This window comes from Caloramator quimbayensis (genome assembly GCF_900167605.1).
GTDB lineage: Bacteria > Bacillota > Clostridia > Clostridiales > Caloramatoraceae > Caloramator_B > Caloramator_B quimbayensis.
In genome coordinates, this window is record NZ_FUYH01000028.1 from 13,654 (window position 1) to 30,959 (window position 17,306).

17 protein-coding genes are annotated in these 17,306 nt (G+C 28.4%); 10 read left to right on the plus strand and 7 right to left on the minus strand.

Annotated elements, in window-relative coordinates; translation table 11 throughout:
• Positions 1-353 precede the first annotated feature (353 nt).
• The 3 genes from B5D15_RS15515 (at position 354) to B5D15_RS12960 (ending at position 3,259) form a co-directional block, all read left to right on the plus strand.
• Entirely contained in the window at positions 354-506 is a 153-nt protein-coding gene (locus tag B5D15_RS15515) for a hypothetical protein (protein ID WP_179122311.1), read from the plus strand.
• Positions 507-642: 136 nt separating this feature from the next.
• A complete protein-coding gene (locus B5D15_RS12955) occupies positions 643-1,329 on the plus strand; it encodes a response regulator transcription factor (protein ID WP_078697550.1) in 687 nt (228 codons plus the stop codon).
• Positions 1,304-3,259 (plus strand): sensor histidine kinase, encoded by a 1,956-nt coding sequence (locus tag B5D15_RS12960; RefSeq protein ID WP_078697537.1) that lies wholly within the window; start codon positions 1,304-1,306, stop codon positions 3,257-3,259. Before B5D15_RS12955 ends, B5D15_RS12960 begins: the two co-directional genes overlap by 26 nt.
• A gap of 346 nt (positions 3,260-3,605) precedes the next feature.
• Here B5D15_RS12960 and B5D15_RS12965 read toward each other — a convergent pair whose 3' ends face one another.
• From B5D15_RS12965 to B5D15_RS12985, 6 genes are all read right to left on the minus strand, one after another.
• A complete protein-coding gene (locus tag B5D15_RS12965) occupies positions 3,606-4,184 on the minus strand; it encodes a MutH/Sau3AI family endonuclease (RefSeq protein ID WP_278305926.1) in 579 nt (192 codons plus the stop codon).
• Between the two features lie 100 nt (positions 4,185-4,284).
• Complete coding sequence (locus tag B5D15_RS12970) at positions 4,285-5,202, minus strand: DNA adenine methylase (protein ID WP_078697538.1); 918 nt, start codon at positions 5,200-5,202, stop codon at positions 4,285-4,287.
• Positions 5,199-5,963, minus strand: coding sequence for a DNA-methyltransferase (locus B5D15_RS12975; protein WP_078697539.1), 765 nt, complete (start codon positions 5,961-5,963; stop codon positions 5,199-5,201). The genes B5D15_RS12970 and B5D15_RS12975 overlap by 4 nt, the downstream gene beginning before the upstream one ends.
• 52 nt (positions 5,964-6,015) lie before the next feature.
• Complete coding sequence (locus tag B5D15_RS12980) at positions 6,016-6,744, minus strand: TRM11 family SAM-dependent methyltransferase (RefSeq protein ID WP_078697540.1); 729 nt, start codon at positions 6,742-6,744, stop codon at positions 6,016-6,018.
• Positions 6,745-6,804: 60 nt separating this feature from the next.
• Positions 6,805-7,047, minus strand: coding sequence for a hypothetical protein (locus B5D15_RS15520; RefSeq protein WP_179122313.1), 243 nt, complete (start codon positions 7,045-7,047; stop codon positions 6,805-6,807).
• 190 nt (positions 7,048-7,237) lie between these two features.
• Positions 7,238-7,765: a hypothetical protein gene (locus B5D15_RS12985; protein ID WP_078697541.1), complete on the minus strand. Its 528-nt coding sequence runs from the start codon at positions 7,763-7,765 to the stop codon at positions 7,238-7,240.
• Positions 7,766-8,468: 703 nt separating this feature from the next.
• Here B5D15_RS12985 and B5D15_RS12990 point away from each other — a divergent pair.
• The 6 genes from B5D15_RS12990 (at position 8,469) to B5D15_RS13015 (ending at position 12,913) form a co-directional block, all read left to right on the plus strand.
• Complete coding sequence (locus B5D15_RS12990) at positions 8,469-9,557, plus strand: ParB/Srx family N-terminal domain-containing protein (RefSeq protein ID WP_078697542.1); 1,089 nt, start codon at positions 8,469-8,471, stop codon at positions 9,555-9,557.
• Between the two features lies 1 nt (position 9,558).
• Positions 9,559-10,005 (plus strand): hypothetical protein, encoded by a 447-nt coding sequence (locus tag B5D15_RS12995; RefSeq protein WP_078697543.1) that lies wholly within the window; start codon positions 9,559-9,561, stop codon positions 10,003-10,005.
• 3 nt (positions 10,006-10,008) lie between these two features.
• A complete protein-coding gene (locus B5D15_RS13000) occupies positions 10,009-10,317 on the plus strand; it encodes a PadR family transcriptional regulator (RefSeq protein WP_078697544.1) in 309 nt (102 codons plus the stop codon).
• Positions 10,318-10,319: 2 nt separating this feature from the next.
• Positions 10,320-10,937: an ABC transporter ATP-binding protein gene (locus B5D15_RS13005; protein WP_078697545.1), complete on the plus strand. Its 618-nt coding sequence runs from the start codon at positions 10,320-10,322 to the stop codon at positions 10,935-10,937.
• A gap of 4 nt (positions 10,938-10,941) precedes the next feature.
• A complete protein-coding gene (locus tag B5D15_RS13010) occupies positions 10,942-11,727 on the plus strand; it encodes an ABC transporter permease (protein ID WP_078697546.1) in 786 nt (261 codons plus the stop codon).
• A gap of 304 nt (positions 11,728-12,031) precedes the next feature.
• Positions 12,032-12,913: a fumarylacetoacetate hydrolase family protein gene (locus B5D15_RS13015; RefSeq protein WP_078697547.1), complete on the plus strand. Its 882-nt coding sequence runs from the start codon at positions 12,032-12,034 to the stop codon at positions 12,911-12,913.
• A gap of 51 nt (positions 12,914-12,964) precedes the next feature.
• Here the strand turns inward: B5D15_RS13015 and B5D15_RS13020 are convergent, their stop codons facing one another.
• Positions 12,965-14,992: a methyl-accepting chemotaxis protein gene (locus B5D15_RS13020; protein ID WP_078697548.1), complete on the minus strand. Its 2,028-nt coding sequence runs from the start codon at positions 14,990-14,992 to the stop codon at positions 12,965-12,967.
• 375 nt (positions 14,993-15,367) lie between these two features.
• Between B5D15_RS13020 and B5D15_RS13025 the strand changes: the two genes are divergently transcribed.
• Complete coding sequence (locus B5D15_RS13025; RefSeq protein WP_078697549.1) at positions 15,368-16,828, plus strand: sensor histidine kinase; 1,461 nt, start codon at positions 15,368-15,370, stop codon at positions 16,826-16,828.
• Positions 16,829-17,306 lie beyond the last annotated feature (478 nt).

The window sequence follows — 17,306 nt, forward strand, 5'->3', positions numbered from 1 at the left end:
AGGGACGGTTACTTATTTCATACAATTAATATATAATTTTCGTATAAAAAAGAAGAGGATTATGGAAAAAAGATTAGGGGGGACAGTTACTTATTTCATGCATTTGATATAAAAATTTCATATAAGAAATTAAAAAGGGGTACTGGAGAGAGGAGAGCTCTCTCTTTTTTTTATAATAAATTTAATAAGTAACCGTCCCTTAGCCTGTCCCGCGACTATCGTATAATTTAAAGTCATATAATAAGTAACCGTCCCTCCAATGCTGCCTCAAAAAACACAAGTGTCAAATATGGAAAATTAATGTTATAATTAGAGAAAAATTAATTAATATAAAGTGGCAGGGGGAATTTTAATTGGCAGAAATAGTTCTTATAATATTAGGGATTATATACCTTATTTATAAAGTTGCTTTTAAGGTGCCTAAAGACATAAAAAGACTTGAAAGCAAGATTGATAATTTGCAGCTTCACCTTAAAGAAATAGAACTAAAACTAAGCCAAAAGTAAAAATTTCTATCTTAAGAAATTCTTAAGATTTTAATCAAAATTTTTTTAAAAATTACCTGCTAATATTTTAATTGAGGCAGGTGATTTTTATTGTTTTATTTTAAAATCATACACGGGAGGGGTTCCTATGGATAAAATAAATGTATTAGTTTGTGATGATGATAGAGATATAGCAAATGCCTTGGAAATTTATTTAAAAATGGAAGGATATAATGTGTACAAGGCATATAATGGCCTTGAATGCTTAAAGGTAATTGAGGATGAAAAGATAAATCTTGCTATAATTGATATTATGATGCCACAGCTTGATGGATTGTCGGCATTAATTAAAATACGTGAAGAGAAGAATATTCCTGTTATAATATTATCTGCAAAATCCGAGGATACGGACAAAATAACGGGGCTTAACTTTGGAGCGGATGATTATGTTACAAAGCCCTTTAATCCTCTTGAACTTATGGCAAGGGTAAAGTCCCAGCTAAGAAGGTATACTGTTCTTGGAAGTATGGAAAATAAAAGCGAGGTTATAAAAAACGGTGGACTTGAGCTTGATAAAGAAAGGAAAGAGGTCAGGGTTGATGGTGAGGTAGTGAGGCTTACTTTAACGGAATATAAAATATTATTGCTTCTTATGGAGAATATGGGGAGGATTTTTTCAATAGATGAAATATATGAGAGGGTATGGAATGAACCATCCTATTCTCCAGAGAACACTGTTGCAGTTCATATAAGAAGGATTAGAGAAAAAATTGAGATTAATCCAAAAGAGCCGAAATATTTAAAGGTGGTGTGGGGTATTGGATATAAAATGGAAAAAATTTAAATATAGCATTTATACAAAAACAATAATTTTTATATTAGCCTGTGTTTCCTTTTCAATGTTTTGGGGCTTAAGCTACAAATTATTTGAATTTCACGATGCTTTATATTATGAGAATTACTATGAAACATCAGATTTTCAATCAAAAATAGGAAGATATACCCATAATGTTATAGAGCTTAATACTAAACTGATAAATGACAGCAGCGTTTTAGAATATTTATCTGGGAAAAATGTAGATACGGAGAATGTTAGAAGGTACAAAATTATTAATGATAGACTTTCAAAGAATAAGAATTTTATTTATTATATAAGGGATAATAAAACAGGAAAAACAGTTACCAATATAGAAGAAGGTAGTCCTTTAGAAATAATTAAGGCTCAGCCTGTTAATATGTATGAAAATCAGTGGAATACAAATTATTATTATCCTGATATTTCAGACATGATTAATAATACAGAGATTAAAGTTTATACAGCGGTTAGATTTCCTTTAAAAAGCGGGGATGAATTTTATGAGGGCTATATTAAATTTGAAAATGGCAAGAAGTTGGTTTTAAATTTAAAAATAGCTGTATGCGTATGTATTGCAGCTTTATTGGCGTCTTTTATTTATTTTTTAATAACATCAGGGAAAAAAGGTAAAGATGATGATATTAAGCTCTTAGGCATTGATAACATTCCAATAGAAATAAGTACTATATTAGTCTTTGCTGCAGCTGCTGTTTCAGTTTTAATTTTCAGCGAGTTTAATAATATATACTCAATAACTTTTATTTCTTTTATTGATGCTATTATAGGCATAGCCTATGTGTTATCTGTTATGAGGCTTTTAAAAGCTAAAAAGATGTGGGAATACTCTTTTATTTTTAGAACCATAAAAACATTAAGTAATTTATTTTTCAATAATGGATTTAAGAAAACAAACATAGCTTTATTTGTTTTCTATGGTATAATAAATGGAATTTTGTTTTACAGTCTTTGTTATTTTAAGGATGTGTTTGTACTATTTACGTTTTTTACTTTTCTAATAATTGCTTTTAACTTTGCGTGCCTTTATTATTTCTCTAAGTTTGTAGTTTCCCTTCAAAATATTATAGATACTATTGAGGAAATTTCTTCTGGAAACATAGATTATGAAAAAAAAGGACAAATGATGCCTGAGCTTAAATATGTAATGGATAATATTTTAAATATACAAATGGGACTTAAAAGTGCACTTAATGAGGCTGTTAAGGGGGAGAGAATGAAGGCTGAGCTTATTACTAATGTCTCCCATGATTTAAAAACGCCGTTAACTTCAATAATTAATTACGTTGATTTACTTAAAAAAGAAGGATTGGATGAAAAAACTCAAAGGGATTATATAAATATACTTTATGAAAAATCCCAAAGGTTAAAACAGCTTATAGAAGATTTAGTTGAATTTAGTAAGGCTTCGAGCGGAAATTTAAAAGTTGATTTTTCAAATATCAATCTTCATGATTTAATAGAGCAGTCCTTAGGAGAGTTTGAAGATAAGATTAAAAAGGCACAGCTTGAAGTGGTAGTAAACTGTACAGATAAAAATATTTTTGTAAGCTCAGATGGAAAGTATCTTTGGAGGATAATTGAAAATCTTCTTTCTAATGCAGTTAAATATTCAATGAAAAACTCAAGGATATATATAGATATTCTAAAAGATGATGTTTATGGTATATTTTCTATTAAAAATATATCTGCATCTCCATTAAACATTCAAGCAGAAAAGCTTATTGAAAGATTTGTAAGGGGAGATGTTTCAAGAAGCAGTGACGGAAGCGGGCTTGGGCTTTCAATTGCAAACAGTCTTACAGAATCTTTAAAAGGGGTTTTCAATGTTGAAATCGATGGAGATTTGTTTAAAGTAACTGTGAAAATACCGCTTTTTCTGGGTACCGCCCAATTGAAATGACAAACTTTTTATAACTGTCCTTTTGGGCAGTTTTTTATTTTTTGACATAAAAATTCAGAAGGACGGTTACTTATTTCAGATAATTAATATAAAATTTTCGTATAAAAAAGGAAGAGAATTAGGGAAAAAAGATTAGGGAGGACAGTTATTTATTTTATGCATTTGATATAAAATTTTTATATAAGAAATTAAAAAGGGGTACTGGAGAGAGGAGAACTCTCTTTTTTTATAATAAATTTAATAAGTAACCGTCCCTAAGGCTGGATACTTATTCCTTTGGAAAAGCTTGTATATATTTCATAAAATCCTTCTTGAAATAAAATGCATGATTTTTATTTGATATGTATTAATTGTAAACATCTGAATATATAGGGAAATAAGGTTTGCTGTCTTTGCTTCTAATTTGAATAAACTTTCCATTGGAAGTATGAATAAATCCATCTTTACTATTTAAAATATGATCGTTTAGCTGCTTAGATATTGAATAATAGTCTTCTTCAAGCTGATAGTATAATTTCTTATACTTGTCCATTGTAAGATCTACATGAATAAAAGGTAAAAACATCCATGAGCTTTCATCTCCATCTTTACATACGGGTACATATAATAGATTTTTAATTTTGTTATAAATATATGTATCATTAAAGGTTTTCTTTGTAAGTATTTCATCTATATGGGTAGATATTTGTGTTATAAACATTGTTTCTCTTGGATTTCCGCTTATATTACATTTGTTTGTTTTAAGTTCTCCATCTTCAAAATCAATACTATTTGATGTATTTTTAAGACCTATAAGCAACTCAAGTATTTGTCCAACCCTACCCTTGTTTCTTCTTAGATTTGACAATTGTTCTTCAGTAAGGAAAGTTTCAAACCTTCTTCCTATGTAAGGTTTTAACCTTTCCATACCCTCTTGTAGTTTCAACATAATCCCCCCAGACTAATTATATTTTTATTATTTATTTCTATGTTTTATATTAAATTCCTTCAATATCAAAAATAAAAAGTACCCTTGGTACTTTTCATTACTTATTATTTAAGATAAGAAGTTCTCTTATCGTTCCCCTTCCACTTCCTTTAGAATTTATTGACCTTATTGCATCAACTCTATTTATAGTAAAATCCTCATAAAGCTTGTCAAAAAAATCATCATCAGGATCTGAATTTGTAGGATCTGAATTGCTGAGCATGAGGGATGCTCCAATACTATCTAAATAATAAAACCAAGCTGCTAACCTTTTCTGACTTTCATCATTAAAAGGCTCCTTTGAATAATCTGTGAAATTTGAGGTATTGTTCAAAGGCCTATAGGGAGGATCCATATAAACAAATGTATTTTCATCAATAAAAGAAGTTAAAATTTCAAAGTCACCGCAAGTAAGCTTAACACCATAAAGAGCTTTATTTACGCATTTTAAATTATCTATATCGCAAATTGTAGGGTTTTTATATTTTCCAAAGGGTACGTTAAATTGTCCCTTCCTATTTTGTCTGTACAATCCATTAAAGCATGTTTTATTCAAAAATATCATATTTGCAGCATGAGAAATCCACATATCAGAAAAGTTATTATAATCTATTTTAGTTTTTTCATCATTAAACATATCTCTTCTTTCATAGAACATTTCCTGCCTTTTATCATCATTTTTATTTATATATTCACTTTCTATTTCAGATAATATTTTAATCAAATCATCTACATACTGTTGAATAACTTTATAGGTAAGTATGCATTCGCTGTTAATATCGTTTAAAATAATTTGCTCAAAATTGTATATTGATGACAAATAAAAAAATACAGCCCCTCCTCCTAAAAAGGGCTCAGCGTATTTTTTTATTTTTCCATCCTTTAGCCTTTGAGGCAGATTATCTAATATCTTTGGAAGTAGTTGACTTTTACCTCCTGCCCATTTTAAAAAAGGTTTTGCTGCTAATTCACTCAAGTAAGATCCCCCTTTATATTCAAAATTCTTTTTTTGGTTAATTCTAAGTATTCCTTTTCAGTATCGATTCCTATAAAATTTCTTCCATTTTCTATTGCAACAACTCCAGTAGTTCCAGAACCGCAAAAAGGATCTAAAACAATATCTCCTTCTTTTGTGCAAGATATAATACATCTATATAGGAGTTCTTTTGGCTTTTGAGTAGGATGGCTGCCTAAAGTTTTTTCTCTTGCTGGAGTTGTAGGAATTTCCCAAAGGCTTCTCATCTGTTTACCACCATTTAATTCTTTCATTGAGTTATAGTTAAATGTATGTTTGGCTTTTTTTGATTTTTTTGCCCATATTAAAGTTTCATGGCTTGCAGTAAAGCATCTGCAGCCCATATTAGGTGCAGCGTTAGGTTTATACCATATTATTTCATTGATAATATAATAATTCATTTCCATTAATGCAAAGGCTATGGAATGAATTATATGATATGTTCCAGAAATCCATATTGTTCCGTTATCATTAAGAACCCTGTCGCATTTTTTGAGCCATTGTTTATTAAATTCATGGTCTTTATAAAGCCCTGAGGATTTGTCCCACTCTCCCTTATCTACACATGCCATCTTTCCTGATTTGCATGTTATGCCTCCATTACTTAATTTATATGGAGGATCTGCAAAAATCATATTTACAGATTTTTCTTCTAAATCATTCAAAATATTTATGCAATCACCAAGTATCAGTTTAAATCTATCATCATTGTAATAGTGCATATTATTACCTCAACATAGGTTATTTATCTATATATTTTAACACAAATAAAGTTTATACAGAACATAATTTCTTAAATACAAATAGATATTCGTGGGTAATAAGATAAAAATTTTTTTTAATACTCAAATCCTTCCAATATTTAGTGGACTTACAATTGTGCTGTTCTTTTATAATTATTTCTTTAAGTTTAAAACCTTCATTTATGAATATATTCATTATATTAAATCCAATCGGTATTATAAAATTATTTTTTCTCATATCCCCCATAAGTATTGCACAATATCTGTCATATTTTAAAACTCTAAAGCATTCTTTAGCTACATCTCCCATGGCGATGTAAAAATCCTCTAAAGATAATAAAGATAAGTCATCCTTATTATCAATACTATATTTTATCATATTGGAATAGGGAGGATGAGTACATATTAAATCAATTGAGTTATTTTTAATTCCATCTAATTTTCGAGCATCTCTTTTTAATATACATATTTTTGAATTCCCAAGAGTTTTATTTACTCTCTGTTTTGAAATTATAAGGGCATTGTCATTTATATCACAGCCAATAGCTCTTCTATTTAGAAGTTTAGCTTCAACAAGAGTTGTACCGCTTCCTGCAAACTGATCAAGGACTATTTCATTTTCCTTTGAATATCTTAAAATAATGTTTTTAGGGATATATGGGCTCCAATTACCAGGATAGTCTCCTTTATGAGTGCCCCAATTACCTCTTTCAGGGAAGCTCCATACTGTAGTTGTCTGTAAATTAAAATCGCTATCCATATAAAACACCTGCCTTTTATCATTAAATTTTATCCCTTTTGGCAGGTGTTAATACAAGGATTATTCTTCTAACATATCTGCAAGAAAATATACGACATTAGAATTTTTACAATATTTTCTAAGCAAGTTTACAAAATCATTTTTTGAGAAATACCCTTTTTCAGGAATTATTTTATTCTCTGGAATATAGATTAAAAGCTTTATTAAAATTAATATTAAAATCAAACATAAAATTCCTCCATTATCAAAAGGATTTAAAGTAATCTGTTGGATAATAAAAGCTAATACAAGAATATTTTTCATCAAATAAGATTATATTATTCTAATTTTATTATATAATTTAAAGAAACAATAAATAAATTGGCACAATAACTGATTATTCATTACTATTTTTTATTATAAAATTTTTCTATTTTATTTAAGGAGAAAAAACAGAATAGTTAATTTATCTTCATAGATTCTATTGCTGTATATATGCTGTATATAATTTTATTTAACATAAATCATTTTCTATAAGAGCTGAATAAAGCATATTTCTTCCACTCCAGTTCCAGTAGGTAACATCTTGCTCTATAAAGAGCCATTTTATAGATTTTAATATTGCTTCTATTGGGAAGCCTGTATTGAATAAAAGATTTGTATATTCATTTTCATCAACCTGATGACATTTATACAGCTTGTCTATCATGATCTTAACTTTTTCATATTCTATAGGATTACTGTCTTTCTTTTTTATTAAATCCTCAATTACATTTTTATGACTTGGCATATCAGTCATACCCTTTTCTCTAAATTTCAGTTTTTCTACATGTACTGTAAAGTCCATTCCTTTATTTAATGTAGCAGGCCTCTTAAGAAATACACTATCTCCATTTGAAAGAGTTTCAACATTATAAATATATTTTGAACAGTTTTCTCCTTTACCACTGCCAGGATGCTCATCAAGGAATGCAGTAATTACCTGTCTTCTAATTTCTTCTCTTGTCCCATAAACTTTTAATGTCCTATAATATACTGGCATACTTGCCCCTCCAATCATTATTTTTTTATTTAAATATTCTAAGTTAATAATAAAATTCCTTTTTATATTTTTTGATATAGTATAATTATTTTAAATTTTAACTTTAATTGTTTACATCCTCGAAGAGAAGTACTTATTAGTAAATTTAGGGCAGCTATTTATTATAAATATTTAATATAAAATTTATATCAAAAACTTAAAGGTGCATAAGTAACGTTGAGAAGTTAATCTTCCCATTTTTTAAATAAAAATAATAAATAACCGTTCTTCGCAACTCTAATATATTTTATATTGTTAAATCCATTCCAATATTTAATGCAATGTCTTAAGAATGTATTATATGCTGCCGTTTGAAAAGATTTCTATATTATGAATGTATTTTGAAAAATTTTCATATGTAACACTACTTGAGTTACATCAAGAAATTCGTTAATTACCTAATTTTGAATTCCCGCTATTGTTCCATAAACTTCTAAATTCTTATAATATAATGAAAAAATAGCCCTTCATATTAAAGTATTTGAATATTTAAGCATCCTATCTAATTAGTATAAATTTATAATTGAAGAATTTAATTTATAACAGATGTACTTATAAAAATATTTTCATCGTAAAAATATTTTTGGATAAATATAATTTATGATAAATGATAATTGAATAATTATTTGAAATTTTATTATTTTTTAATTAAGGGGGATAAATTATGTCAGAAGGTAAAATGCTTATACATAATCTTATGTCAAAAGAAGTTTCAATTAATAAATTATTATTAGATCCAAATAATCCAAGATTCTCTGCACTAAAAAAGAAGATAAGTACAAATAAAATTAGTGATGATGTAGTACAAAAGAAAACTCTCACTGATATTTCAAAATTTGGTGTAGATGAGTTAAAAGATTCTATACAAAATATTGGTTTTTTACCTATTGACAGAATAGTAGTTGTTAAGCTTGAAGAAAAGTCTGATTTTTATGTTGTAATAGAAGGAAATAGAAGAATTGCTTCAGTAAAAAGTCTTTTACAAGATATTAATGAGGGACTTGAAATAGACAGTCAAATAGTAAAAAGCCTAGAAAAAATAAATGTACTGTCTATTGAAAATATGACATACGATAATTCTTCTGATTATCAACTTTTAATACAAGGATTAAGGCATATATCTGGTGTTAAGAGTTGGAAACCTTATCAACAATCAAGGGCTCTTGTTGCATTAGTAGATCAATTAAATTATTCTATAACAGATGCTGCGGCTACACTCGGAATGGGAAGATCTACTGCATCATGGATGAAAAAAGCATTCTATGCATTCGAGGAAATGAGAAAAGATGATGAAGTTGAATTACCAAGAGATGATGATGAGGTAATATCATATTTTTCTTATTTTGTTGAAATTTTAAAAGATGTAAATCTTAGACAGTATTTAGGATGGGACGATTCTAATAATAAGTTTACTAATAGAATAGAAATATTAAAACTATATAAGTGGTTAGGATTATCTGAAATACAGGAAGGTAGTACAAGACAGATTCCTAGTGCTTTAGATATAAGAAAATTATATACAGTTTTAAGTAATAATGATGCAAAAAGAATTTTAGAATCAGGTGGAAGTATAAATGATGCATATTCAGTTTTTTCAGTTACACCTCAATTAAATACAGATTATACAAGAAAGCTTAAGGATATATATGTCGAGCTTAAGAATTTACCGAGTACATTTGTAAAACATATGAGTGAAGAAGATAAAACTTTTTTAAAAAATATAATTGAAATTGTAGAGGAGCATTTACAATAGTATGGAAGATATTTTATTGTTTATATTGAATAAGCTTCATAGATTGGACAAAACATGTAGAATACAAGATATAGCAGGATCGTTTATTATAGAAAAGCTTTTAATCAATTATGATTCAATAGATTATAGTAGTAAGCTTAATTTAATTGAAAATAAAATGCTAAGTATAATTAAAAGAGAAAATGCAAAATTTGTTAATGATGGATTTGAAGAGCCTTTTATTATTAAAGGTTCTTCAAATAATCTTATTTCAAAATCAGAATCATTTAATATATTATATAATTCATTCTTTAAAAACAATGAAAATTGTAATGAATTTTCAAATAGAATTGGAAGAGATATATTAAGATTAATGGGCTGCAAAGAAGAAAACATCTTTATTACACCGAATTCCTACGATGAGGGTATTGACTACTGGGGATTTATTAAACTGGAAAATATAGTTTGAAATATGGAAAATAAAATACTTAGAAAACTTTTTCTTGGTTTTATTGAATTACACATTCTTCATCATGCTAAAAAATGCCCGTTTTATGGTTCTTGGATGATAGAAGAACTAAAGGAACATGGATACGATATAAGCCCTGGAACACTATATCCCATTCTTCATACACTATGCAGCGAAGGGCTGCTTGTTGTTGAATCTAAAAATGTTGAGGGTAAAATTAGAAAGTACTATTCAATAACAAAAGAAGGAGAAGAAATATTAAGTAAGGCTACCGAAAAAGCCTTAGAACTTATAAAGGAAATCGGAGGTTAAAAATGTTTGAAATAAAGAATATAAAATTTAAAGGCATATTAGATATTGAACATTTAATAATACCTGAAGAAAAGATAACAAGTATAGTAGGAGAAAGTGGCAGTGGTAAAACTACTTTACTAAAAATGTTGAACAACATTATATCTCCAGAAGAAGGTGAAATTTTATATAAAGAAAAAAACATTAATGATTTTGATGCCATAGAACTTAGACGAAAAATTACTATGCTTCCTCAAAATCCTGTTATTTATAAAGGAAATATATTGGACAACATACTTGTAGGTAAAAAGTTTGCAAAATCTACTGATTATGATATAGAAGAAATAAAAAAACTTATGATGGAATTTAGCATAGGCAAAGACCTTAATTCACCTGCTGATAACCTATCAGGAGGTGAAAAACAAAGACTTTGTATTATAAGAGTACTAATTATGAATCCTGATGTAATACTTTTAGATGAACCATCCTCTGCACTTGATGAAAAAACAGAGGATAAAGTAATAAGCTATATTTGCAATTATGTAAAACAAAACAATAAAACACTTGTTATGGTTACTCATTCAAGTGAAATCGCTAAAAAATATTCGGATCACATTATTGAGATTAATAAAAGGAGTTGAAATTATGAATGGTGCTGTTGACTTGTCTTTGATTCAAGTTGTTTCTGCATATATATTTATTATCATTCTTCTTTTTATAGTTAGAAAGCGTGAATTAAATATAGAAAAGGAGATAATTATTGCAACTGTTAGAATGACAGTTCAGCTTATTTTAACAGGGTTTATACTAACGTATATATTTAAAAATCCAAATGTTTTTATCACAATTTTAATTGTAGGCTTTATGGAAATATTTTCTATAAGCAATATATTTAAAAGAAATAAAAGTAAACTATCAATTGAACTTAAAAATGTAATTACTATTTCTATGTTAGCTGGAACACTGCTTAGTTTATTATATTTTTTACTTATTGTTGTAAAAATAAAACCTTGGTTTAATCCACAATATCTCATCCCACTTGCTGGCATGATTGTTGGAAACTCTATGACTGGAATTAGTCTTGGAATAAACAAGCTGATTGATGGAGTTACAAACCAAAGAGATATGATAGAATGTTCACTAATGCTTGGTGCAACACCAAAGGATGCATGTAAATCAATAATAGATAATGCCTTTGATTCGGCAATACTGCCAACAATAAACTCAATGGTTGGAATGGGAATTGTATTTTTGCCTGGTATGATGACAGGACAAATACTATCAGGCTCACTTCCCCTTGTCGCAATAAAATATCAAATCGCCATTATGCTTGGGATATTAGGTAGCGTTTCAATAACAGTAATTACATTTTTGAATCTTGGATATAAAACGTTTTTTAATAGTAGAATGCAGCTTAAAAGAGAGGGATAAGCCTATCCTCTCTTTAAAAAATAACTGACTAAATTCATCTTATAAAACTCTATATATAACCTCAAGTCTATGGTTAGGCGTTTATTACATTCTAAATCACAAAATGTTTCTAAGGTACAAACATGAATTTCATATTCATTTTAACAAACCAGCGATAATAGCTGCCGTTTCGCAAAGTTGGGGAAGTTTACAGAGCAAAGATTAAGGTATAAGCTTGGTTTTTTGTGTTTTATTTGAGATTTTTTACTGTATAATTATAGATAAAAAGCGAAAAAATTTAATTAATTTTTTGGAGGTGCGGAGGATGAAATTTCTGACATACAAATATAAAGAGCAAGAAAAGATAGGTGTATTGTCAAAGGATGAAAATAAGGTTATAGCATTAAGCGAAGTTTTAGGCTTAAATCCAAATATATCAATGATTGAATTTATTGAAGAATATAGGGATGAGTATGAAGAAAAAATTAAAAAGGCAATTGAAAACAATAAGGGAGTTAACATAAATGAAGTAGAATTGCAATCACCAATTACAGTTCCCAAAAGAAATGTTATATGTTTAGGTAAAAATTATAAAGAGCATGTTAAGGAAGTACCCAGCGCAATGGATTTTAAAGGCGGAGTTCCTGAATGCCCAATATATTTTACTAAGCTTGTAAACAGAGCAGTTGCCCATGGAGAAAACATACCCCTTCACAGTGATTTGACTAATGAACTTGATTATGAGGTGGAACTTGCAGTTGTTATAGGTAAAGAAGGAAGCGATATTCCTGAGAATGAAGTTGAAGATTATATTTTTGGATATACTATTTTAAATGACATTTCAGTAAGAAACCTGCAGACAAAGCATATTCAATGGTTTTTAGGCAAGAGCCTGGATGGTACTTGCCCTATGGGACCCTATTTAGTACATAAAAGCATGCTGAAATTTCCTTTAGAGCTTGATATAAAGTGTTATGTAAACGATGAGTTGAGGCAATGCTCAAACACAAGAGAAATGATTTTTGACATACCATACATTATAAGCAATATATCGAGAGGGCTTACTTTAAAAAAAGGCGATATAATATCAACAGGTACCCCATCTGGTGTAGGAATGGGATTTAAGCCTCCTAAGTTTTTAAAGGGTGGAGACGTGGTTACTTGTGAAATACAGGGAATCGGAGTGCTTAGAAATATAGTGAAATAATTATAGCGGCATAGGGGGCTTACTCCAATGCCGCTATATAACTTTTTAAAATCAGATTTTAAACTTCTCTACAGAATTAACAAGTTCATTTGCAATTGAGGTTAATTCCTCCACGGATTGAGCAACTTCCTGTGATGAAGCTGACATCTCTTCACTTGAAGCAGAAACTTCCTGCGTTGAAGCAGAGGACTCCTCAATGATGCTTGAAACGTTTTCTGTTTTTGATAATACTCTGTCCTTAACCTCAACTGTAAGGTCAACGGATTTATAAACTTCTTCTATAGATGGAACTATAGTTTCAACTGAACTTAATATTTCTTCAAAGGATTTTACAGTTTCATCTACAGTTTGTATCTGTGATTTAACATGCTCGTCCACTTCGTTTGATGTTACTATTACATCTTTTGTATCCTTATTTATTGATACAACTAAACCTTTTATTTCATCGGCAAACTGCCTCGATTCTTCAGCAAGCTTTCTAACTTCTTCTGCAACAACTGCAAAGCCTCTTCCAGATTCTCCTGCCCTTGCTGCCTCGATTGCTGCGTTTAGCGCTAAAAGATTAGTCTGCTCTGCAATCGCTGTTATAGCATCGGTTATGCTGCTTACCTTTGATATTGAATTTGAAAGATTTGTAATTTTGCTATTTACCATATTAAAGGAGTCTTTTATATTATTAATAGATTCTAAAAGGAGATTAAGCTCGTTTTTGCCTATACCAATTTTATCTTTTGTATCTTCTGCCGAGCCCTTTACATTTTTTAATTTAGAATAGATATTGTCCATATTCAGTGCAAGACTTTGCATGAGATTTACAACATCAGATATTTCCTCGGTCTGAGTCTGAGTACCCTTTGCTATTTCATTCATAGTTGCAGATACCTGCTGTGAACTTGCTGCCATCTCCTGCGATGTTGAAATAAGACTGTCGCAGGCATTCTCAATCTTTTTAGCCTTCAAATTAATATCGTTTATAATATCTTTAAATGAGCTTTGAACTTCATTTATTGCCTTTGATATTTCTCCAAATTCGTCTTTTTTATCTACTAATTTTTTATTAAGATTAATCGACAAATCTCCCTTTGACATAAAAGATAAATAGTTTTTTATTTCATTTAAAGCTTTTACGGAATTATTTGAGAGTATAAATAATATTATTCCTACAACTAAAAATGAGATAATTCCCATTACGGACAGTAATATTACGATTTTTGAAACTGAATCATAGACGCTTTTCATTGAAAGCCCTACATCTATTGCACCTATAAGCTGTCCTTTATCATATACAGGGGTTAAAACATCATAAACTTTTACCTTTTTAACATCATAAAAATATTCTGAGGAATACTCCTTTCCTTCAGTTGCAGCCATTTTACTTCCTTCGTCTTTAAGCTCAATGCCTATTCTGCTTTTATCAGTATGGGCTGCTGCCTTTAAATTTGTATCTATAAAAAGCGCATAAACGATATTAGGGTCTTTCCCTAATTCATCTATTACAGCTTGATAGCTTGTCTTTTCATATAATTCCTGAACTTTATTTGCAAGTATACCAACTTGAATCATGCCGCCCTTTGGGTTATGTACATATCCATATTTGTAGTAGTTTTCATCCTCGGTGCTTTTTCTTATATCTTCCATAAAATCAGATTTAGTACCTGTTAAAACAGGATTTGATATATGATTGGTATCGAATTTATAACCAATGCTTGATGAAAGATTAGAATAAATTATTTTACCAGTGGAATCGATGTAATTTATTTCATCAGCACCAATAGACTGTGCTATGCTTTTTAAAATGTCGTTGTTAATTACAGGCTGCATCAATACAATCTTGCATGCTGTTTTTATTTTTTCATCAATCTGCTCATTAAGAGAGTTATAGGCCTGCTTATTTTGCTCAATTCGTTTTGCTATCTGCCTTGTTAAATTTAAACCATCATCCTTTGTCAATCTTATAGCAGATTTTTGTACAATGAAACTTGACATCACTGTAATAAATACAAAAGCGATAAGAAGAATAAAAAGTGGTATAAATGTTAATTTGGTTTTAACAGAATTAAAATTGAGTTTTTTCTTCATATTTAACCCTCCTTTGTTTTAATCTCTTAATTTAAAAATATCATTTTATTTTTAAATTAAACTCATAACAATTATTGGTATATATAATAGATTTTTAAATCATATTTAAATTTTTTAAAAAATTATGTAAATATACCAAAAATATTTTAATGTTTTCATGCCGACAAATCAAGACAAAATATTCAATATATAAATAGAATTTTTCGACATAATATGTCGAAAAAACGAAGTATTTGATTTTAATTACAAAAAACTGAAAGCGATGTATAGCAGATGTAAATTATTATAAATTTAATATAAAATAAATGAAAATATACCAGAAATATGTTAAAATAAGAATAATTACATTATTGTACATGAACAAGAGGGTAACATATGATAAAGTATATATTGCCTAAAAAAGTTGTATTTGATAATTATGAGGACAGAATTGAATTTGATGAAATGATAGCAGAAAATAATATAAACAGATGCAGGGATGTAGGGGTAATTTTACTGCATATAAATATTATATTAATATTAGTAGATTTATTTTTATATAAGCCTATGAGTGATGAAATAGTATCTTACAAATATCTTTATTATTCTCATATTATAGTAATTATATTAATTTCTCTATGGCTTATAGCATTTAAAATTATTACGACCAATAAGAAGAAATTTAATAAAAGGCTGATGAATCATATATTAATTAACATAATAATTTATTGGTGCGTTTTTATGGGCTTAAATAGTATATACATCAGCGGTCATATTTTAGCCTATATAATTTCTATATTTGGTATATCATTAGTTTTTTATTTATCTCCTATTGAGAGTTTTGTTACTTACTTAATATCCTTTGTGGTATTTGTATCAGGAATGATTTTTATAGTTTCTGATGTAAAGCAATTATACAGCAATATTATAAACTCAGCTTTTGTAATTTTAGCTTCATTTTTTGGTTCAAACTTGATTTATACAAGTTATGCTAAGGAGTTTGTAAATAATAAAATAATATTAAAAAGCAAAATTGAACTTGAGAAAAGCAACATTAAACTTAAAGAATATGAAAAATTAAGAACAGATTTTTTTGCAAACATTTCCCATGAGCTTAGAACACCACTAAATATGATATATTGTTCTTATCAAATGATGGATTTAACATTAAAGAGCGATAATTTTCAAAAAAATAGTATGAATAAATATTTAAAAGTTATGAAACAAAATACATTTAGACTAATAAGGCTTATAAATAATTTGATAGACATTACTAAAATCGATGATTCAATGTTTGAAATTAAACTTATAAATTGTGATATAGTACAGTTAGTTGAGGATATAACAAATTCAGCTTCTGAATTTATTAAAAATAAAGGAATTGAATTGTATTTCGATACACAGATAGAGGAAAGAATAATAGCCTGTGATCCTGATAAAATTGAAAGAATAATTTTGAACCTATTGTCTAATGCTGTGAAGTTTACTCCTGAGGGAGGTAAAATTTTTGTAAGTATATACTTGAAGGACAATAATATAAATATATCAGTAAAAGATACAGGAATAGGTATTGATGATAGTATGAAGGAACTTATATTCGACAGGTTTATACAGGTAGATAAATCAATATCAAGAAACAGAGAGGGAAGCGGAATAGGACTTTCGTTAGTAAAGTCTCTCGTTAAAATGCACAATGGATTAATAACGCTAAACAGTGTTATTGGACAAGGAAGCGAATTTATTGTATCTCTTCCAGATATTAAAATAAAAGATAAGAATGAACAGGATTATGTGACTGATTTTATGAATCAGAGAGTAGAAAAAATAAGCATAGAGTTTTCAGATATATACGAATAAAAAATTCCAAGCTGAAACAGGCTGATTTAGTATGATATTAAGTTTGATTATAATATTGTTACCTTTAATGTGATGATTTGAGATGTTTTTAGTTTTGTTATTATACCCTAAGGATGCTGCTATTTATAATACTAAAATGTTTAAAAAACATATAAGTGCCAGAGATTTCGCACTTGAAAATTTTTAGGGCGATAAGCCCGTTGATTTATAATGGTTAAGAAATAGTAAGTAGAAATTAGGTATTTTCCGATTTTTACTGGAAAATATAGAGAAAAAAATTGCATAAAGAAAGCATCCTTTTTATAATAGTTTTACCACAAACAAACATAAAAAGGATGCTGATGAAATGAACAAAAGTTATTTAAAACAAATGCTCACTTACTTTTCTAAAGTATATCATCTTGGAGAAAAAATCAATACCTTAAATAAAAAAAGAGTGAAATCCCCATTTGAAATTTCAACGATTACATTTGTAGTT